This window comes from Bifidobacterium sp. B4081 (assembly GCF_026537335.1).
Taxonomy (GTDB): Bacteria; Actinomycetota; Actinomycetes; order Actinomycetales; family Bifidobacteriaceae; genus Bombiscardovia.
In genome coordinates this window covers 484,649-504,032 of record NZ_JAFNMM010000001.1, presented here as the reverse complement: position 1 = coordinate 504,032, position 19,384 = coordinate 484,649, and the positions used below count along the sequence as shown (strand labels likewise).

Annotated in this window: 19 protein-coding genes; all 19 read right to left on the bottom strand. The window is 66.1% G+C overall.

Annotated features, from left to right (window positions below; all coding sequences use genetic code 11):
- Window positions 1-3: 3 nt before the first annotated feature.
- The 19 genes from J3T92_RS02255 to J3T92_RS02165 all read right to left on the bottom strand — a co-directional run bounded on the left by J3T92_RS02255 (window position 4) and on the right by J3T92_RS02165 (window position 19,381).
- The gene (locus J3T92_RS02255) at window positions 4-1,248 is read right to left on the bottom strand and encodes a GH25 family lysozyme (protein WP_267399516.1); all 1,245 of its coding nucleotides are present in this window, start codon (window positions 1,246-1,248) and stop codon (window positions 4-6) included.
- Window positions 1,249-1,313: 65 nt separating this feature from the next.
- Complete coding sequence (locus J3T92_RS02250; protein WP_267399515.1) at window positions 1,314-1,628, bottom strand: hypothetical protein; 315 nt, start codon at window positions 1,626-1,628, stop codon at window positions 1,314-1,316.
- Window positions 1,629-1,642: 14 nt separating this feature from the next.
- A complete protein-coding gene (locus tag J3T92_RS02245) occupies window positions 1,643-4,099 on the bottom strand; it encodes a hypothetical protein (protein ID WP_267399514.1) in 2,457 nt (818 codons plus the stop codon).
- A 13-nt stretch (window positions 4,100-4,112) separates the two neighbouring features.
- Window positions 4,113-5,345, bottom strand: coding sequence for a hypothetical protein (locus tag J3T92_RS02240; RefSeq protein ID WP_267399513.1), 1,233 nt, complete (start codon window positions 5,343-5,345; stop codon window positions 4,113-4,115).
- Window positions 5,321-6,271 (bottom strand): hypothetical protein, encoded by a 951-nt coding sequence (locus tag J3T92_RS02235; protein ID WP_267399512.1) that lies wholly within the window; start codon window positions 6,269-6,271, stop codon window positions 5,321-5,323. The genes J3T92_RS02240 and J3T92_RS02235 overlap by 25 nt, the downstream gene beginning before the upstream one ends.
- A 10-nt stretch (window positions 6,272-6,281) precedes the next feature.
- Window positions 6,282-7,157, bottom strand: coding sequence for a hypothetical protein (locus J3T92_RS02230; protein ID WP_267399511.1), 876 nt, complete (start codon window positions 7,155-7,157; stop codon window positions 6,282-6,284).
- Entirely contained in the window at window positions 7,154-10,447 is a 3,294-nt protein-coding gene (locus J3T92_RS02225; RefSeq protein WP_267399510.1) for a phage tail tape measure protein, read from the bottom strand. Before J3T92_RS02225 ends, J3T92_RS02230 begins: the two co-directional genes overlap by 4 nt.
- A gap of 15 nt (window positions 10,448-10,462) precedes the next feature.
- Complete coding sequence (locus tag J3T92_RS02220; protein WP_267399509.1) at window positions 10,463-10,633, bottom strand: hypothetical protein; 171 nt, start codon at window positions 10,631-10,633, stop codon at window positions 10,463-10,465.
- Between the two features lie 191 nt (window positions 10,634-10,824).
- Entirely contained in the window at window positions 10,825-11,295 is a 471-nt protein-coding gene (locus tag J3T92_RS02215; protein ID WP_267399508.1) for a hypothetical protein, read from the bottom strand.
- 95 nt (window positions 11,296-11,390) lie between these two features.
- Window positions 11,391-11,966, bottom strand: a complete 576-nt coding sequence (locus J3T92_RS02210; RefSeq protein WP_267399506.1) for a hypothetical protein — start codon at window positions 11,964-11,966, stop codon at window positions 11,391-11,393.
- Window positions 11,967-12,035: 69 nt separating this feature from the next.
- Window positions 12,036-12,431: a tail completion protein gp17 gene (locus tag J3T92_RS02205; RefSeq protein WP_267399504.1), complete on the bottom strand. Its 396-nt coding sequence runs from the start codon at window positions 12,429-12,431 to the stop codon at window positions 12,036-12,038.
- Window positions 12,428-12,799, bottom strand: coding sequence for a hypothetical protein (locus J3T92_RS02200; RefSeq protein ID WP_267399503.1), 372 nt, complete (start codon window positions 12,797-12,799; stop codon window positions 12,428-12,430). The genes J3T92_RS02205 and J3T92_RS02200 overlap by 4 nt, the downstream gene beginning before the upstream one ends.
- Before the next feature lies 1 nt (window position 12,800).
- Complete coding sequence (locus tag J3T92_RS02195; RefSeq protein ID WP_267399501.1) at window positions 12,801-13,244, bottom strand: DUF6093 family protein; 444 nt, start codon at window positions 13,242-13,244, stop codon at window positions 12,801-12,803.
- Between the two features lie 9 nt (window positions 13,245-13,253).
- A complete protein-coding gene (locus J3T92_RS02190; RefSeq protein WP_267399499.1) occupies window positions 13,254-13,706 on the bottom strand; it encodes a Gp19/Gp15/Gp42 family protein in 453 nt (150 codons plus the stop codon).
- Window positions 13,707-13,708: 2 nt separating this feature from the next.
- Window positions 13,709-14,701: a major capsid protein gene (locus tag J3T92_RS02185; RefSeq protein ID WP_267399498.1), complete on the bottom strand. Its 993-nt coding sequence runs from the start codon at window positions 14,699-14,701 to the stop codon at window positions 13,709-13,711.
- 21 nt (window positions 14,702-14,722) lie between these two features.
- Window positions 14,723-15,298 carry a capsid assembly scaffolding protein Gp46 family protein gene (locus tag J3T92_RS02180; protein WP_267399497.1) on the bottom strand — a complete coding sequence of 192 codons (576 nt, stop codon included), beginning with the start codon at window positions 15,296-15,298 and terminating at the stop codon, window positions 14,723-14,725.
- A gap of 76 nt (window positions 15,299-15,374) precedes the next feature.
- Entirely contained in the window at window positions 15,375-16,382 is a 1,008-nt protein-coding gene (locus J3T92_RS02175) for a hypothetical protein (protein WP_267400226.1), read from the bottom strand.
- Complete coding sequence (locus tag J3T92_RS02170; protein WP_267399496.1) at window positions 16,267-17,739, bottom strand: phage portal protein; 1,473 nt, start codon at window positions 17,737-17,739, stop codon at window positions 16,267-16,269. The genes J3T92_RS02175 and J3T92_RS02170 overlap by 116 nt, the downstream gene beginning before the upstream one ends.
- On the bottom strand, window positions 17,714-19,381 hold the full coding sequence (locus tag J3T92_RS02165; protein WP_267399495.1) for a hypothetical protein: 1,668 nt from the start codon (window positions 19,379-19,381) through the stop codon (window positions 17,714-17,716). The genes J3T92_RS02170 and J3T92_RS02165 overlap by 26 nt, the downstream gene beginning before the upstream one ends.
- Window positions 19,382-19,384 lie beyond the last annotated feature (3 nt).

The window sequence follows — 19,384 nt, the reverse complement described above, 5'->3', positions numbered from 1 at the left end:
TCCTTAGTAGTTGAGGGTTTCTCCGGCGTAGATCAGGCTCGGGTTGCCGGACCGGTAGCCGTGGAGCTGGCTTTGGGGGATGCCGAGCCTGGCGGCTATCCCGGAGAGCGTGTCCCCACGCTGCACGGTCACGGTCCGGCCTCCTCCACCACCGTTGCCGGTGGCGAGACGCTGGCCCGGGTAGATGATGTAGGGCGCTCGGATGCCGTTGAGCTGGGCTATCATAGGCCAGGAGCCGTCGAAGACCATGCTCAGACAGTCGCCGGGACGCACCACATAAGTGCCGCTCCCGTTGCCTCCGCCCGAGCTGCCCCGCAGGCGTTCGTTGACCACAGCCATGACCTCGTCGTACCGGTTACCCAGGAGGGCGTGGCGCTGCGGGTCGTTGCCGTACTCGCCCCGGATGACTGCCGTGGCGAGGCTGCCCACGTCACCGACAGGCGCACCCTGGGATGGCGTGGGAGACGGCGTGACAGGATTGGCCTGCGTGCCTACCGGCGCGTTGGCATAGCGCGCCCAGGTGGCCGCGTCGCCGTAGAACCAGTTGACGTCCACGGCGTTGCCCACGCCGGGCACGCTCCCTGTGGAGGAGTACTGCCAGGCAGCCGCAAAAGGCCATGGTGCCACCGAGTAGGGAGGTGCCCCAGGATCACGCAGGCGCTCGCCGACGTATCCTCTGGGGTAGCCGGCCACCCAGAGCCCGTAGTCGGCTCCGGCCACAGCCTGCCAGTTTCCCGCCTGGATGTTGGAGGCCTGCATGTAGATGATGGGCTTGGTCCCCCAGTAGGAGGCCACCCGGTCAAGCCACCGCTTCGCCCAGTCCGTATGCGAGTTATACGGTGCTGGCGGCTCCCAGTCCAGGAAGGGGATCACGCCAGCATGCACCAGGCCGCGCGCGTTGGCCTGGGCGTTGAAGTGGTCGGCTTCGGCCTCCGGGCTGTTGCCGTAGTCGGGCCTGGCGTAGGCGTAGGCCCCGATCCGCAGGCCTGCAGCACGGTTGGCGGCGAGCTGGCAGTCGGCCGCAGGGTTGACGTAGCCGGTGCCCTCAGTGATCTTGGTAATGCTGAAGCTGGCTCCCGAGTCTCGGGCCGCCTGCGCGTTGTAGCACCCCTGATAGGACGCGTTGTCGAAACCGGCGTCCGCGTAGGCGGCACCGGGTGTGAGCATGGCCAGGACGGCGAGCGCCCCCACCATGATCCGCGCGTATCTGGGCTTGGCGCGGGCGTGCCGCGCATGGGACCATCGCATGCATATCCTCCTTAAATTAGGCATGAAAAAGCCGCCCGGATGGGCGGCGGGACAGGTGACAGAGGTCAGTCGACGGTGGGCAAGGCCTTGATCTCCTCGTAGATCTTGGTGCCCGTCCCGTTGCCTCCTAGGCTGTGGTAGGCGCGGTAGACGCGGTCGGCCTCCTCCATGACCGCCACCGGGATATAGCCGAGTGGCACGTATTTGGCGTGGATCTCCAGCAGCTCAGCCCTAAGAAGGGTGCGCAGGCCCGTCTCCATGGCCTGGTCCCTGGCCTCCTCCTTGCGGTGGCTTTTCAGCAGCCATCCGCATAGGCCGCCCACCCCGGTCAGGAGCATGGGCACGATGGACTCCAGCAGGGTCATCAGCAGGTCAGGCATCCACAGGCCCCCTCTCAGCATTCCGTCAAAAACGCGTAACGGCTGAAGACATGGGGATTCGCGTAGGGGTCGGCGAACGCCCAGTCGCCATTCGAGTCGATGCTCACGTCGCCGAACTTGATCGTCTGGATGCGCACGACGTATGTGCCGGCCTTCATGAACACCATCCGGGAGGAGGAGAAATTGTCGATGCCGCCGTTCTTTGGCGGGGAGAGCAGGGCGTGCCTGACGGCGATCCTCCCCTCGGGGGTGACCAGGTCCACACGCAGCCCGTATTCGCCGTTCCCGGCCACGCGGGCACCCACGTCGCACATGTACCAGCGGCCCTCGCCCGGTCCGGGCACCACGAACGTGTCGCTTGCTACTTCGGTGACCCAGCCGTCTACTGGTACGCCCGACCATGCGGACACCCACTGGTAAACGCGGCGACCCACCCCGTACCGGGGCATGGCGTTGACCGTAATGTCCCCCGAGATGCTGGCAGACTCCGACCCGGCGATGTCCACCCGGTTGGCCGCCACGCCTGCGGTGCTGCCCTGCGGGCCGATCGTGGCCGAGAACTGCGGCTGCTGGGGGCTCGTGCCCATGAGCAGCCGGCTGGAGGCCCCGTTGTGGTCCCCCCAGATCAGCCAGTACGGGTGCGTCGGGTCATCCCCGATGCCTTGCAGACCGCCAGTATTGGTCCCCTGGATCAGGGTCTGGCTCAGCTGGATGCGGTCGCCCTTCGAAGCGGTCTGCCATCCGCCCACAGCCTGCACCAGGCCGTCCGACGTTTTAAATAATATGTTCCCGTCCTTGTCCTTGGTCCAGAATCCGCTCTCGTCGAGCCCGTTCAGCCCGTCCTTGGTGACGAACCTATCGGACTGGATGATGGCCGCGGCCAGGCTGCCCACATCGATCTCGTCGGCCAGGAGCTTACGCACCAGGAGTTTTTTGAGCATGGCCTCGTCGGCGTATATCTTGCTGGCGGTGACGGACCCGTCAGCCATGCTGATCGGCCCTAGGCTGCCAGGGACCAGCAGCTGGTCAGCCACCAGGGTCTGCCGGTTGAATTTCGAGCCGTCCCAGACCATCACGCCGACCACATTGCCCGTGCTGTCCTGCCGGTACCACACGTCCCCCTGGGTCAGACCCGCATGCGCCGGCTCGGTCTGGCTGGTGTAAGTACGATTCTTGCCGTCAGCGGTAAGCTGCGCGCCTTGCGCCTCGGTCACGTCCTTGACGGTCAGGCCGGTAAGCCACCAGCCCTGCGCGTCACTGTAATACCCGTTGACGTTCAGCCACATGACCAGGCTGTTGGGCTTATCATCCCAAGCGTCGGGAGTCTTCGCATAGCCGCTGACCCACGTCCATTGCAGGGCATCCTTGGCATGGACTGTGAAACATTCGTCCCAATGAGTGCCCGGGTTGGTGTACCGCCAGCCGATTCTCAAATCTTTCCGGTCAGCCTTGTCGGCCACCACCCAGGCACCGAAACGGTAGACCCTGTTCTTCGCCAGGGGAAAGCGCCAGCTACTGAAATAGTCCCGTTGCTTGATGGCCGCGTAATGCGAGTACGGTTGCGGAGGGGCCGATGGAGCATCCCCCGTGTCCATGCCGATGCCGAACCCGTCCAGGTCGCCAAGCGCCGGGTCCATGCCCGGGTTGCGCACCAGCTCGGCCCCGTTGGACAATGCCCGGTCGGCCTTGCCGGAAGCAGCCGAGGCCACGGATGCGGCGGCATCGGCCTTATTGGAAGCCGTCGAGGCGGAAGCGGCCGCACCATCGGCTTTGGCCGAAGCGGCAGAAGCAGCGGCTGTAGCGGCATCGGCTTTGCTAGAGGCCGTGTCTGCTTTGCCGGAGGCTGATGTGGCAGCTGAGGCGGCCGTCTGTGCATCCTTGGAGGCCTGCTGTACGTCCTTGCTCACCCCGGCGATCTGGTTGATGGCCTCTTGCGCCTTGTCCTGCGCGTCCTTGATCTCGTCGGCATCGACGACGCTCTTGACCGTCACCGACACCGGCTTGGTCGGCTCGGACCCGTTGGGGGCCGGGCTGCCGTCCTCCGCATGCGCATCATCCCACGCACGGACGGTCACCCGGTGGACGCTGTCCGCCTCATACGGGCCCAAGGTCGCCGTGCCCCTGACCCGCAGCTGGCCGGCCTCCACCCCGTCCACCAGGATCTGGACGTGGTCGAAGTCCGCTGGAATGCCGCCCTTGAGGGTGCCGTCCCAGGAGACCAGGATCATTCCGGCGGCCGAGTCCACGCCGATGCCGGTGGGCATGCCCGGAGGGGTCGTGTCCCCCACCCAGGGGGCGATGCCGGAGGTGCCCGCGTCTGGTCCGATGACCGTCCTGGTGCCGTTGTTGTTATGCCAGGTGGCGCTGCCGGCCGCTCCGGTCTGCTGCCGGCTGGCCATGTCCAGAGCCCCGGCCGCCAGGGCCGCCAGCTGCTCCCCCGGGCTCTGCGGGGTGATCAGCGTATGCTGCACGATGATCTCCTTACTACTGGTATGGGTCTGCCATCACGTCGAAGGTGACCTTGGCCGTATCGGTCTGGTCGCCGGACAGGAGCATGACCGCCGTCCGGTAGTCGCCGTCCGGCAGGCTCGGAAAGTCCTGGATGCTCAGCACGGCCGGCATGCCCGGACGCAGGCTGGCCGGCGACAGGACCGTGTTGTCGGCGGTCATGTCGCCGAAATGCACCTGGGCGGTGATCTGGATGAGCTTGCGCCGGCCTGCCTGCAGCTGCGCTGCGGCGTGGGATTTGAGCACGTTCAGGTTGTCGGTGTCCGTGTCCGAATAGGCCGTCTCCCGGAGGATCTGCGGGTCGGGGCCGCCGGTGATGTCCGACAGGTCCTGGGCCAGGGCCGTGAGCACGCTCTCATCGCTCCCGGCACCCGTCGCATACACCCGCTGGACCGGGGCAGCATGCGCCACCTGCAGGTCATCCAGCAGCGATGCTCCCGGATGGTAGGCCAAGGCGACCGGAGGCGTGGAAGCGAACAGTCGCTTGTCCCCGTCGCTGCCGGCCTCGAAACGTATGCGCACATGCGTCCCGTCCCCGGTCAGGTACGGGATGAAAGCGAAGTCGGGCCCGTCCTGCAGGTCGGCGATGTCGCACAGCAGTTTTTTCGCGCTGTTGTTCTGGATGTTCCAGGCCTTCCATGAGGTCTTCTGGCGTGTCCCGTGCTCGCCCTGATAGGGCCAGTCGATGGGCAGAGTGCCGCCCTGCTTGCGGTCCGTGGCGTACAGGCCGGCCTCGCACATGATGCCCCGGTAGGACAGGCCGTCCACGCCGATCACATCCGTGCTCTTCCCGTCCCGGAAGGCCCCCTCGCGGACGACCAGCCGCTGGGCGAGAAGCTCCAAGGGCGATGAGAGGGGGAAGGATGTGTCCTGCTGCGTGTCCTGCCGCTCGCCGATCACACCCCAGATGGCCGGGTCGCCGAAGTCGTCGCCCGCCATGGAGCCCGCCCAGGCCAGGCACAGGGCCCGCCTGGTCGAGTCCAATAGCAGGCTCCGCTGGTCCGGCGTGTCCGCCGGCAGGGCCGTCCAGGGCAGCGTCAGGTTGGAGGCGCTCCGGTCGCCGGGCTCCCGTGACGTGGTCGTGAAGGAGGAGTCCCTTATCCCCATCTGCCATTGGAATGAGGGGATGTCCACGGGGGCGATGACCCGCCCGTCGCGAACGTCGGTCAGCCAGGCCCTCCAGCTCACCGGGCCGGCCCCCGGTCCCACACCTGGACGGTGCGCCCAGGGTAGGTCAGCCCGTCGTTCTCCCCGTAATGCATGTAGGACTGGCCGTTGCCCTGCTTGCTGGCCAGGCCCTGCTTGACCTTGATCGTATGGGTCCCCTGCCGCATGGTCATGATCACACTGTCATGCGCATGCGTCCACACGCCATGCATGAGCAGTGTCTCCCTCGTCGACCCGGGGATATCCTGGTCGTCCAGGATGAAGGTGACCGCCCAGGACGCCCAGTCGTTGTCGCCCACAGGCAGCATCTGCCCCTGGTCGCCCCTGATGGCGTAGGCCACGTCCGCGTCATAGGTCAGCTCCACCACCCGGTCGGTCGGCAGGTAGACGGTCACCGGATACTCGATGGACCACTGGCGGGGCCGGGGGTCCCCCCACACGTTCGTCCGCCGGTCCACATACTCCTCCAGCAGCCCAAGATTGGCCTCGTAGGAGATCGCATAGTCCACATCCCCCCAGGCCATGGCCGACGCGGTGCTCATCGCCCCCGCAGGCAGCCGACGGTAGCCGACCACCAGGCCGCCGGCCTCCACCTGCGGAGGCTGCGGAGCCGCGGACGGCGTGCCCTGCTGCACCTTGACATGCACCCGGTTGTCCGGCTGGCCCGTATAGGAGACGATATAGACCGCATCAATGCGAGGGTAGGCCGAATCCCCCGCATCCACCGCATTTTCCGTATAGGGGCTGCCGGCACCGTCCCACCAGGCGATGCTCATCCCGTCCGTCTCGCCCATCGAACACACCGCCAGGCCGGGCGACACCCCGTAGCGCAGATCCTGACGGCCCGACACCGCCAGGCCGCTGAGCACGCCCGTGCTCGCCCACTGGCCGGCGATCACCCTCCGGTGCGTCAACGCATCACACCCCTGACCCTCGCTGTCGGGGGCCACACCCAAAGCAGTAGACATAGATCACTCCTTACAGATACGTGTCACGGACACTCACGGTCGCCCAGCCCGAGCCAGGCGACATCAGCTGCACCGACAAAGACCCCATCGCCGGGATTGCAGGAAACCCCCTGCGGGTGAGCAGGCGGCTCACATCCACGCCACCCATGGACGCCGTCTGCGTCCGGCAGTCAAGGACCAGGGGCACACGGCCCACGCTCCCCGACCACTGCAAAGCCCTGCCGTCAGAGCCCACCAGGAGCACCCCGTCAGGCATCGGACCCGTCACCGTGATCACCGGATACGCCATGGCCGAGCCGCCATTGCGCAGCAGGGCCACGCTCTGCGGGGAGCCCGCATCAGCCCCATACGAGAGCGGGTACACCAGGCCCAGACCCTTATCCCCATAGGACAGACCACCCGACGAGGACGATGTGGGGAAAAGCTGCACGTCCATCGACCGCCAGGACAGGCGTTCGGGACGGCGGCACAGGACGGTGATCAGGCCCGTATCGGTCTGCATGGCCATGTTTTGCGGTGCCTTGTCGGGGAGCACCTGCAGCACTTCGCCCACCTGGTAGGTGTCCTCGGGGGGGTCCACGACCCGCAGGCGGACCAGCCGGTGCGTCAAAGCGCCAAGCATGCCGCGCAGCTGCTCCAGCCTGCCCCGGTCGCCGGCCAGCAGCCGGTAGGAGATGGACACGGTGCGGGCCCCGTAGGCGATGTCCGTCTCGCCCACGTCATGGTCGCCGTCACCCCACTTGCGGGGCGTGGCCTCCGTCCGCGACTCCGGGGTGCCATGCCAGCCGTCGATCTCCCGCAAGATCATCTCCCTGTCCCCGTCATCCCCGTACAGGCGGCACAGCTCCCTGTCCCCGCTCTGCGGGTAGAGGATCACCGTGCTCACAGCATGCCCCCTTTCCTCAGCAGGCCGAGGGTCGCATGACGCACCTTGGCCGCGTCCAAGGCCGACTGCGCGTAAGGGTCCTGCACCACATGCTGCTCGAAGGTGACCGGCTGTTGGTACACGATCCGCGTCTGCTGCTGGGCCGGCACGGCGTTAGGCGTGATCGGCGTGGCCTCGTACTTCTGCACGTAGCCTCCAGTCGCATAGCGCTGCCAGTTGATGGCGTTGAGCATCTCCGTGCCGTACTGGCGGACTGCGGCAGCCCGTATCACGTACTCCCCGTTGGACAGGCGGGCCGGGATGTCATCGCTGGTGCCCGTACCAGGCCCGGTGATCAGACCGCCGATGGCACGGCCCGGGACGGCTCCGATGTTGATGTGGAAGGGCTTGCTGAGGATGCTCCCGATGGTGTCCCAGAAACTGTGCGTATCCGCATCCACGGAAATGTGCTTCCCATCTATATGAGCGTCCTCGACTGCTTTCTTGGCAGACATGAAAGGTCCGTTATCACCGGAGATGAGCCCGGTCTTCGGCGCTATCTTCCAACCGTTGGCCTCGGCGATCTTGTGCCAGTAGTGGTTGTCTTCACCCTTGAGCTGGCCGGTCTTGGTGTCGATGGTCGCCCCGTTGGCCAAGGCGAGCGCCATGTCGTACTGGTGCTTGTCCAAGGTGAGCTTGGAGTGCTTGTCGTCGATCTTTGCTCCGGTCACCTCGCGGATGGCCATCATGGCATCCTTGTTCTTGCCGGTGATCTGGATGGTCTTGCCGTCAGGCAGGCCCTTGGCCGCCAAACCCACCTGCTTGAGGGTCTTCGATGCCTCGTCCTTTATTTTGAGTGGCTTGGCGTTGGCTCTCTCTATCTGGTTCACCAGGTCCTTGACCCGTCCCGAAGACAGGTTAGCCGAGTCGGCGAAGTTGGCAGCTTCATCGTCGCTCATGCCCATGGCTTTCGCATAGGCGATGACCTTCTGCCGGCCCTGCTCCATAACCTGGCTGACCTTGTCGATGCCTTCACCGTTCCGGGCATGCGCCTCGGCGCAATCCTGTGCAGCTGTCGCCAAGTCCTTCAGGGCCTTGCGATTGGCCTGGCCTTTAGGGTTGAAAGCATCCAGCGACTTGCCGTTCTTCTTCACCGCCTCGTCGGCAGCGGACAGTGCTTCACCCCACTTGGTATCCGCGTCAAAAGCCCCTAGTTTAAAACCGGAGTATTGTTTCAGCGCGTCCACAGCCTCGCCAAGCGCGGAGGATTCCTCGTTTACGCCTTTGTTGGAGGCACCAAGCTGGGTGGCGAGGATGGAGGATGCGTCGGCGGCTTTCTGGGTCTGCTCGGCTGACTGGCCTTGCGCCTGGGCGTGCTGTCCGGCCGCGTCGGCGGCTTTCCTGTCGCTCGCTGCAAGCTCATCCTTGCCCTCCTTGTTGCGCTTCGTGGCTTCCGTGGAGTTCTTATACACCTTGGTCAGCTGGGAGAGCTTGGTCTGGCCCTCGGTGATGACCCCGTAGTATTGGCTGCCGGACTGCTTGTTGGCCTCGAGGGCTTTGTTGACCTGGTCGATGGCGGTTTTACTGCCCTGTGCGGCGCGAGCGAAGGTGCCGGCGCTGATGCCGCAGGCCTGGAGCATGTCGTCAAGCGAATGGAAGCCTGTGTCGAGGTATTGCACCCAGCCCCAGTCGATGTTGTTGCCGCTTGTGATCATGTCGACGAGCTTTTCGCTGGCGTCCCCGCCTTCCGCCATGGCCTGGGACAGCTCATCCTGGGCAGCCCTAGCCTGGGCCGCATGGTTGGCAAAAGCAGTCAGCGCTGCCCCGGCCACTCCTAGGGCAATCCCCCACGGGCCGCCGAGCAGGTCGACGATGCCGCTGCCAGCGCTTTTGAGTGCGCCCATGCGCAGGGCGGAGCCGCTGGTGGCGGTGCCCACACGCCGCATCTGCTCCTCATAGGTGAGCGTTGACAGTTTGATCTGCTCCACCGCTGAGCTGAAATTGCCCATGGCGGCCTGCACACGCTGCACCGGGTCCACGACCAGGCCGAAGCTTCGACTCAGCGCGCTGGTGCTCTGCGCCGTCTGGCCGAAGACCTTGTGCAGGCCCACGCCGGCTCCTGCCGCCATGCCGAGCATGACGACGGTCTGCTGCACGGGGGCAGGCAGGTCGCCGAAAGCGGTCACCAAGCTGGTGACCGACTGGATGACGCTGCGGATGGGCCCGTTGGCACCGGACCCGATCTTGATCAGGGAGGTCTCAACTGCGCCGCCGAACTGCTCGACGTCGCCTTTCAGGTTGTCTGTCAGTGCGGCGGCCTGCTTGGCGGCGAATCCCTGCTGGTTGACCTGCTTTGTAAATTTATTGACGCCTTCGGCACCCTGCTCGTAGAGGGTGTTGCCCACGCTCATGGCCGCGTTGGAAAACAGCACGCCCATGGCATTGGCCCGCTGTTCGGGGGTGAGGGCTGACAGCTTCTCCTTGAGCTGGCCCGCGAAATTCGCCAGGCCGACGAAGTTCCCTTGGCTGTCGTACATGCTGATGCCCAGCTGCTGCATCTCGGCCTTGGCTGGTCCGGAGGCGCTGGTCAGGCCGATCAGCGCGGACCGCAGCTGCGTGCCCGCATCGGAGCCGACGATGCCCTGGGAGGCCATCATGGTGATGGCTCCGGTGGTGTCCTCGATGCTCATGCCCAGCTGGCTTGCGGTCGTGCCCACCATCTTCAAGGCCTCGCCCATGTCGGAGACCCCGCCCTGGGCGGTGTTCGCTCCGGCGGCCAGCAGGTCGGCCACATGGGAGGCCTGGTTGCCTTTCAGGCCGAACTCGTTGAGGGCGGATGCGGTGAGTTCGGCGGCGTCGGCGACGCCCATCTGCCCGGAGGCGGCCAGGTCGAGCGCCCCGTCCAGACCGCCCTGGAGGATATCCGTCGTGCTTACGCCGGCCTTGGCGAGCTCGTTGATCGCGTCGGCGGACTCGGTGGCGCTGTACACGGTGCGCGCCCCGGCCTCCAGGGCCGCATCCCTAAGCTGGCCCATCGTGGCGGCAGATGCGCCGGTGTTGGCCTGCACGGCGCTCATGGACTGGTCGAAGTCGGCGAAGGCTTTGACGGCTGCCACGCCTATGGCGGCGCTCAGGGCACCCACTCCAAGGGCCACTTTCTGCCCCATGGCGCTGAAACGCTCGCCTTTGCTCATGGGGCGTTCCAGGGCTGTGGACAGCTCCGTGGCTGAGGCTGACGCCGCCTGCATCTTGGCGGTGTAGTCCGTCGAGTCGGCCATGAGCCTGATGACGATGTTCTGGTTGAGCGCCACGATGCACCTCCACGGTTATCTGGGGTTGAGTCTGGTGGTCTGCGAGTTGGGGGCCTCCACCGTGCCCGACTGAGCGAATTCATCCATGGCCAGTTCGCGCATCCGCCCCACGTAGCAGGTGTCCACGGCGGCGTCCCTGAAGACGGTGGCGACAGCGACCTGGTCGTGGCAGAAGCTGATGTCCATGCCGCATACGGGGCACTTGTGAGCCCGCTCGTACGTGTCCAGGGCCATCATCCAGTCCCGCTCGTACTCGTCCCATTCGACCGGGTCGTCGGGGGTGGGCTGCCAGCCGAGCCAGCGCTTGTAGGAGATGCCCAGGCTGCGAGCTACCCGGAGCTGAGCGAGGATATCGGGATGCTGTGCGAGCCTGTCCGCTAGCCGATCAGGTCGCGCACCGCTTTTGGGAGCGCATCGATGGGGGTGTTGAGGGTCTGGATGGTCTGGATCAGGTCGGCCACCTGGATGTCGGTCAGCGAGCCCATCAGCCCGGCCAGGCCCTCCCCGCCCAGGTCGAGGTCCTCACCGCCCTTGTAGCGGGCCTTGACGAGCATGCGGGGCACCGCGTCGGCGACCATGCCCTGCAGGTCCTTGACGGCCCTGTCGCCCTTGACCTGCGTGTGGTCGATGACGATCGCGTTCCATGGGCTGGAGGGCAGACCCCGGAGGGTGAGCACCAGGGTGCTTTTGTCCAGGTCCTTGACCATGCCGGCCAGACGCACCTTGTCCTGCTTGTTTGGCTTGTCCTGGGCGTTGATCCGGTTGCTCAGGTCGATGATGTCGCTCATCAGCTGCAGGTCGGTGACGATCTCCACGTCCTTGGTGATGGGCTTGACGGCGATAGGCATGCGTGCTCCTCAAAAGATAAGTGATGTGCTCCTAAAAGGATTGGTAGGTCCCCGCATGGCCGGAGCACAGGGTCATGCGGGGAAGCATCATTTGGTCAGGCCGTGGCCGTGACGGTGGCGGTCTCGTCCTGGGAGCCGGGCGCGACCGAGAAGCTGATGGTGCTCATCATGCGGGCATTGTCCGCGTGGGCCACGGGGGTGGCGATGCCAATCACGGTTTTGAAAACAGACACCTTCTGGCCGGCCTTGTATGCGGCCTGGCCTGCGCCCCTGCGTCGCACCAGATACCCCTTGGTCCCCTTGACCAGGGTCTCTATGGCAGCGTTCGCGTAGCCCTCGTTGTTGACGTTGTTGATCACCTGCAGGGACCCGCCGTCGTACTTTTCGGCTCCCGGGATCTCGCCCACGTCGGCGGATGCCTCGCGGTCGTCCTTGATGGACTCCTGCGTATGGTTGAGCTTCCACCCGGTCGAGGTCAGATAGGCGGAAACGTTCAAATTCCCTTCAGCGTTGAGCTCCTCCTCGGTGGGCTTGGTCATGTCCTTGATGCTCCCGTGACCGGGCACGAAAGTGGTCAGAATGTTGCCGTCCTCGAGGATCGCGGCAGGCAGGCCAGTCTCCTCGTTGACCGCAGGAGTGGTCGGGGTGTTGTTTTGTGTGGTGTCAGGCATGGATGCCTCCAGATTGTTTATTGGGTTTGGATATGGAAAAGCCCCGCGGGCGAGCGGGGCGAATGCTGGTCAGCCGGTCCAGGCGAAGCGCCAGGTGAGCACACGCATAAGGAAGGGGATGGATGTCTTCGGGTCGGTCAGTTCCGCCGCGTACAGGCCGGAATCCTGGTCGGGGATCAGCCTGCTGATCCTCCGGTCGGCTGGCGTGGCCCCGTCCAGGCTGTTCTTGAGCCGGTCCATGGCGATGCTGATCCCGTCGCCCTGACGGCCGACGACGCGGATGTCGAGCACCCCGTCATGGGAGACGGCGTGCAGGTCCTCCGCCCCGCTGCGCCCGGTCTCGGAGACGCGCACCACTATCCAGGGCGGGCTCTGCCCGGTGGCCACGTCCTCATATACTTTCCAGCCGGGCATGGGCGGCACAAGGGCCATGACGGCTTTCCTGACCTCCACGGTCCGGCTCATATCTTGGACGCCGCCTCTCTGACATACCGGGCGGTAGGCTCCAGCTCATCCTTGCCATGCTCATAAAACCTGTGGCTGCCGCCTCCTCGGCTGGTGCCGAAGAAGGCGAGGTTGGCCAGGCTGGATGCGCCGCCCTGCTCGGGGCCGATGTCCGCCTCCACGACCGGGCCCCGCTCCTGCATGTCGTAGTGGATACGGATGCGGCGGAAAGCATGGTTGCGGGAGGATTGCAGGTCCTCGCTCACGCTCTGCTTGATGTTCTGCGCCCCGTGCTTGACCGCAGCTGCGACCAGCGCCTGGTTGCGCAGGGGCACGGCGGCGAGCGCCTTGGCCAGGTCCTTGACCTGGCTGGTGTCGATGGTCGGCATGTCAGTCCTCCTCGTTTTGCTCGGGTATCTCCTGCACGTTCCAGCGTCTGGCCGTCGCCAGGGTCTTCTCGGATTGCATGTTGACCAGGCTCATGCACCTGCCCTTCAGGTCAGGGTCCTGGGAGTCGACCACCAGGGCCACATCCTTCTCCCGCAGTCCCGTGGCGGAAATAGGCAGGTGCAGGTACAAGGACCATTGGGGCACGAGCCCGCCTACGTTGGAGGAGTCGCCGGACGCGGTGCTCGTCTGGGAGGCCATGCCCCCGGAGGTCTGTACCTTGCCCGGCCCCTCGTACAGGACCTCGCCGGTCGGGGTTTCCGCGCCGGTCACCGGGTCGACGGCTGGCTTTCCGGGCCGGGTGATGCGGATGGTGTCGGTCATGAGGCTTTCGGCTGCGCGCCTGAGCCTGGGCAGGCTGGCGGCGATCATGCTTGCTGGGTCCATGCCGGCCTCCTAATAGGCGTAGGGGTATGAGGGCAGGGGCACGTATACGGGGTCCATTTGGGCCTGGATGCTGTTCCTGCCTGTGTTGTCGATGCGGAGGAGCTGCTCCCATTCCTCGTCGAGGATGATGATCTCTCCGGTGGAGCGGGTCGAGTCGATGGTCTGCTGGATGTTGCCGTCGTCGACCTGGGTCATGACGGAGCGCAGGCCCTCGGGGTTGAGGGCCTTGCGTTCCACGGCGCTGACGAGCACGTCCTTGACGGTGTCCTTATAGGCGGGGTCCTGGCTGGCCCACTCGTCCAGGAGGGGCACGCGGGAGCGGACTTTCCTTTCGGCCTTGTCGAGCCAGTATTGCATCTGCCGGCCTTCGGCCCCGTCCTGGTCGATGCTTCTGCCCAGGGCGGTTGCTACGTCCTGGAGTTCCGCATATTTCGCGTGCCGCTGCTTGTCGTCGCCTGCCATGGTCACTTGTTTGCGGGCTTGGCGCCGGCCATGACCTTGACGCCGCGCAGGACGGCGGCGGCCTTGGTGGCCTTCAGGCAGACGGCCACGGGCCCCAGCTCGACCTCGCCGGACTTGACGGCCTTGGCGGTGCTGAAGTCGGGCAGCCAGGTCTTGACCAGCTGGCCTCCGGCGGTGCTGACCGCGTGGAAGCCGTCCAGGCCGACCCGGTAGGCGTACACGCTGGTGGTGCCGTCGGCGGCCACGGGGATGATCGGGTCGTTGGTGCCGGCTTTGGCGCCGGCGTCCACGAGGGTGATGCCTCCGTAGGTCTCCCGGGTGATGGGCCGCCCGTTGGCGCCCATCAGGTCATCGACCGGGCTGCGGGTCCAGGCGCTGGAGCGTCGGGCAGCGGCGCGGATCTTGGCCAGGGCCTTCTCGTTGCCGACCAGCACGGTGGGGGTGCCGTCCAGCAAGGAGAGGAACTCGTCCAGGCTGTCCAGGATGTTGAACCCGGAATCGCTCATGTCGGTCCAGTCGGGCTTGCTGTCCGTGTCCTCGGTGGAGGAGCCGGTCAGTGCCTTGTCCAGGCCGTCGAAGCTGTTTTCGTTCTTGTCCTGGTCGCCGTTGATGACGGTGTCCTGGAAGAGGGTGGTGGTGGCCTTGATCTTCTGGATCAGGTTCTGGGTGACCGCTCCGGATGCTGCGGGCCCGAGACCGGCGATGACCCGGTCCACCTCGAAGGCGCCGCCCAGGACGGCCAGGTCGACGCTCTTCTTCTCGGTCTTGACCTCCTGCGGCTCATACTCGCTGTTCAGGGCGCGGAATGCGGCCGTGGGCTGCGTGGTCTGCCGGCGGTAGGAGTAGGTGAGCGTCGCCCCGCCGCCTGCCGGGTTGACCACGTCGTCGAAGATGAGGGAGTCGAGGATCTCGGAGTTCTTTCGGAACTCGTCGATGACCATGGGGTCGTAGTCCTCGAGCGTGTTGTTCTTGGCTTCCGCCAGTGTGACTGCCATACGGATTCTCCTTAGTGGGTTTTACTGCTTGTAGTGTCCGGCGATGGCCTCGGCCAGGTTCGCGGGTTTGGGGCCTCCGCCCATGCCCTGGCTCTTGTCGGGCTTGGGTGCCGGAGGCTTGTGGTCGGCTGTGCTGATCAGGGCGGAGAGCTCCTCGGCGTCCTTGGCCATCTCCTCGGCGGTCTCCCCGCGCAGCCTGGTGGCGAGCTTGAGGGGGATGCCCTTGGAGGCGGCCACCTCGTACTGGGTGGCTTTGCGCCGGCTGGCCTCGGCATCATGCTGGAGCTGTTCGAGCTTTTCGGCCTGCTTCTGCTCCTCGCTCTTGTCGCGGTCCTGGTATTCCTTGAGCTTGGCTTCCAGTTCGGCCGCCCTGGCCTTCGCGGCCTTGGCTGCCTGGCGTTCGGCCTCCAGGGCCTTCTTGCCGCCTTCGCCCAGCGGCTCGTCGCCCTGGCCCTGCTCCAGACCTTGATTGCCGGCCTGGCCTTGGGTCTGCGGGTCCGGGTCGCCCGTCCCCTGCCCTTCGGCGTCCGGCTGGTCGATGGTGCGTATCCGCATCCAGTACAGGTCGCGCATTCGCATCCATTTGAGGTTGTGCATCGTTTCTCCTTGCTGTTGCCATGTCGCATGGCTGCGCCGGACGCCTCGCGCGCCCGGTGGAAAATTTGTTTGTCGGCTAGTCGAGCCAGCCGTAGTTGTGCAGGAGCCGGAGCGCCTTGTCGTGGTCGCTGCCGGCTATCTGGTAGATGGTCTCGGGCATGAGCCTGGGCCTGTCCACCCGCGTAGAACGGCCTCCCTTTTTGACGAAGTCCTTCGCGTAGCCGGCGTCGATCATCCGGTGTGAGGCGTAGCCGCGCCTGGTGGTGGATTCGGTGGTGTATTTGATGCGCCGGTCCCAGGCCTGGGCGGCGCTGACGCTGCCCTTGCGCCGGTAGGCGTTGACCAGGGCGTTCAGATCGGCCCCGTCACGGTAGGCGCGCGCGTTGGCCCGGCTGCCCAGCGTCCTGGCCAGCTGCCTGTCGTCCAGCCGGTCCAGCCAGGCCCTGGGGTCGGCGCAGGCGCTGTCGGGCATGCGGGTGGCGTACACGGCGATGCAGTCGCATCTGGGGTGGCGTTCGAAGGCCTTGGCGCCGCTGGGCTGGCCGGCGAGGATGACGCACCGGCCGCATGAGGGCGGGGTGAGTGCCCTGACCCAGACGGCCGTGTGGCGCCGGCTTCGTGCGGCCATGGCCGATGCGGACCGGGAGGTGTCGGCCAGGATGGTCCTGGCACGCTGCTGCAGCTGGTCCTCGATGACTTTCAGGGCGATCTGCTCGTCCAGGCCTTTTTTGACGGCCTGCTTGCCGGCGACGACCGCCCCCCACATGTCGTCCAGGGTGTCGTAGCCGGCCCCGTCCACGCCCACCCATTGGCGGGGGTCGACCGGGTACTGCGCGTACAGGGGGTGTCCGTCCAGCTCGCGCATGGCTTCCGGCGTGGCGGCTGCGGAGTCGGCTGCCGTGGCCTGCTGCGCCTGGTCCAGCGAGGCGAACAGGGCCGGCATGATGGCCGCGTAGGAGCCGGAGAAGTCACTGCCGGCGTTGGCCCGCCACAGGAGCGTGATCCTTCTGGCCAGCCTGTTGCTGCGTTTTCGGAGTCTTCTGGCCTGTCTGACCGCCGTCTGGGGCAGGTCCTGCCCCGCCATGGTCCTCATGGTCGTCCTCCCCGTCCATGGGCTTCACGTAGCCCCAGTCCTGCATGTCGTCGTCGGTGAAGCGTTCGCGTTCCTTGTCCTTGCGGGCTTCGGACCAGCCGAGCTCGTCCCAGGCCCCCTCCCTGCTGAGGATCCCCGTGGCGACGAGCTTCTGGATCGCGTCGGCCTTCTGCGCGAACGTGGGCGTGTTGGGGTCGTCCCAGTCGGTGCGTATGCGGTGCCCGTCCACCTGGTCGCCGGTGGCCATCCGCCAGGCCAGGGCCATCACATCCCCCCAGGAGTCGCCGTCCAGGCTGTTCTTCAGCTCCACGTTCTTGACCAGGCGCACCTCGTCGGCGCGGATGGCGCCTTCGCTGGCCGGGTTGGCGCTGTTCTGCCCGAAGTAGCGGACGGGCAGGCCGGTGACGGCGCTGACCTGCTCGGCCAGCAGGTCGATCACGGTCTTGAAGTTGCTCAGATCGCTGGCCGTGAACTGCCCGAATTTCGCATCCTTGGACTTGCTGGTGGTCATCGCCGTGTAGTAGGCCTGCCAGGGTGTGGCGATCCTGCCGGTCCTGGCGTCGATGAAGTCCTTGTCGGACAGGCCCACGGCCCATTTGCCGGGCACGGCGTGCGTCTCCATGGCCACCTGCAGGTCCATGAGCGCCCTGGCGGCCATGTCGGTGGGGCGCAGCACGTCCTGCATTTCGCTTTCGCCGGTGAAGTCGCCCACCCGGGGGCGGTTGATGAACTGGACGACGGGCACCTGGCCCAGATGGTGCTCGTCCCGGTCGGTCACGGCCCAGTCCCATCCGGCCCCCTTGTCCAGGTAGACGGTGGAGTCGGGCTGGTAGAGGGTGGCCTGGGTGGGCGCGTTGGCCCGGTACGGGTCGTAGTAGACGCGCAGGGCGGCGGTGATCCTGCGGGTCCTGGGGTCGATGCGGGCGATCATGGACTTGGAGGATTCCACCGTGATCAGCGGATGCGCCTTGTCGTCAGGGTTCGCTCCGACGGCGACGAACCCGTGCCCCTGGATGCGCGTCTCCAGGTGCGCCAGCACGCTCTGGGACTCCATGTTGTTGGCCTCCCAGATCTCCCACAGCTGGTCGCTGGCCTGTGGCTGGTCGGGCATGCTGAAGCTGCGCACATGCTGGCGTTGCACCACCGTGTCCACGGTCACCCGTGGCCAGTTCAAGGGGAATTCGAAGGCGCGAAGCTCCGGGGGGACGGCGATGCCGAGAATCTGGAGCATCTGCGCGCCACGGTAGTAGTCGTCCAGCTGCTGGTGGGTGCGGCGCAGGCGCGTCAGCCGGTAGTAGAGGGAGCGGACCAGCGTCTGCTCGTCAGAAGATAGACCCGTTTGCGCCATGCCAGTCCCCTTCGTCGTAGTCGCTGAATACGAATGCCTTGCTGTGGTCGCCGTTCCATCCGAGCGCCCTCATGTCGCTGGCGGCCTCGTGGGCGAGGATGTCGGCCATGCTGATGTCGATCTTCTGGTTTTCGCTGGGCTTGCCCAGGACGAACCTGTCGCCGGGCTTGGCGACCATGCGGGCCGCCATCATGTGCAGCTTGGCGGTCGGGTCGGGCGAATGCGTGGTGGTGCCGTCCGCCGTGTCCTCCCTGAATCGGACCAGCGCGTCGTACATGCGGCCCACCTGGTTGGTGGGCCAGGCGACCACCGTGTCCTCCCCGTAGCGTTCGCCCCATTCGTCCACCTGCGTCTCCCATGGGTGCGGGTCGCAGTAGAAGCGCATCACCCGGTATTTTGCGAACAGTTCGGACACGCAGGCGTCGACCTCGCTGCGCGGGATGCGTCCCTCCCATTCCCTGGGGTTCCACCAGGCTGGTCTTTTGGCCGGTCCGTAGGTGGGGGTCCACCGCCATCCGTCCATGGTCTCGGCCCGCAGGGCGGTCCAGTCGCCGGACTGGGAGCCGTCGAAGCCCATGCAGATCTCCGACCCTTCGGGCGGCGGCTCGCGGTCCACGGCCGTGCTGTCGTACAGCTGCTCGGGCATGTAGGAGCCCAGGCCCTGCACCAGTTCGCATCCGAAGAACCGTCTGGCCTGCGCCGGGTCGCGTTCCAGCAGTTCGGAGGCCGTGGCCTCCACCGCGTCCAGGTTCACCCACGGTGAGCCTTTGTAGACGAATTCGAGGATCTTCCGCCGGTCCTTGGGGTCGGTGAAGTCCAGGCTCGGGTCGTGCCTGGGGAAGTATTTCATGATGTCGTCGCGGCGGCTCTCGTAGGTGGCCTGGCCGAAGCTCGCATCCATGGGGTCCCAGGGGTTGGTCAGCTCCAGCATGCGCCCGTCCATGCCGGATACGCCTCGAAGCACCGTGTCGGCCACTTCGAACATGCCGGATCGGCGCGTGTAGATGCCGGACTCGTCCAGCAGGGCGAAGTTGACGGGGTTGCCCAGCTTGGACCTGGCCGAGGCGGTCACCGGGTCGATGCGCCCGCCGTTGGGCAGGCGGATGAACCCCTCGCGCACGGTCATCAGGTCCGAAAGCCTTCCGTTGCGGATCATGGTCTGCAGCGGCCGGTACACGTTGGCGGTCTGCTCCTCGGAGTTGGCCAGCAGCTGCACCAGGGCGGTGCGCCTGGGCATACCCATGGGCTCGCCCGGACGGTACTCGTACTCGAAGCCGCACCCGCACCCCCAGTCGGAGCACCGGTACACTTCGCCGCCCTTGGCCCAGCCGCAGAACACGCACGGCCCGCCGCCCTCGAAACATGCCACGGCTGCGCCGAAGGGGCTCTTGCCCAGCTTCTGCCCGCCCACGATCTGGCCCCGGCGCCACTTGTATGCGGACCCCTGCAAAGGCCGGCGCACGTCATAGGAGGCGTCGGCACGTACCGTGTAGAAGTCCACCGCGTTAAGCAGCTGCCAGCCGGTCAGGATGAAGGGCTTGCCCAGGTCGAATCCGCTGGGCACCACGCAGTGCCAGGCCGTCCAGTCGGCGAACAGGAAACCGAGCGACTTCGGCGGGGTGTGACGGGATTTCTTCGCCAAAAC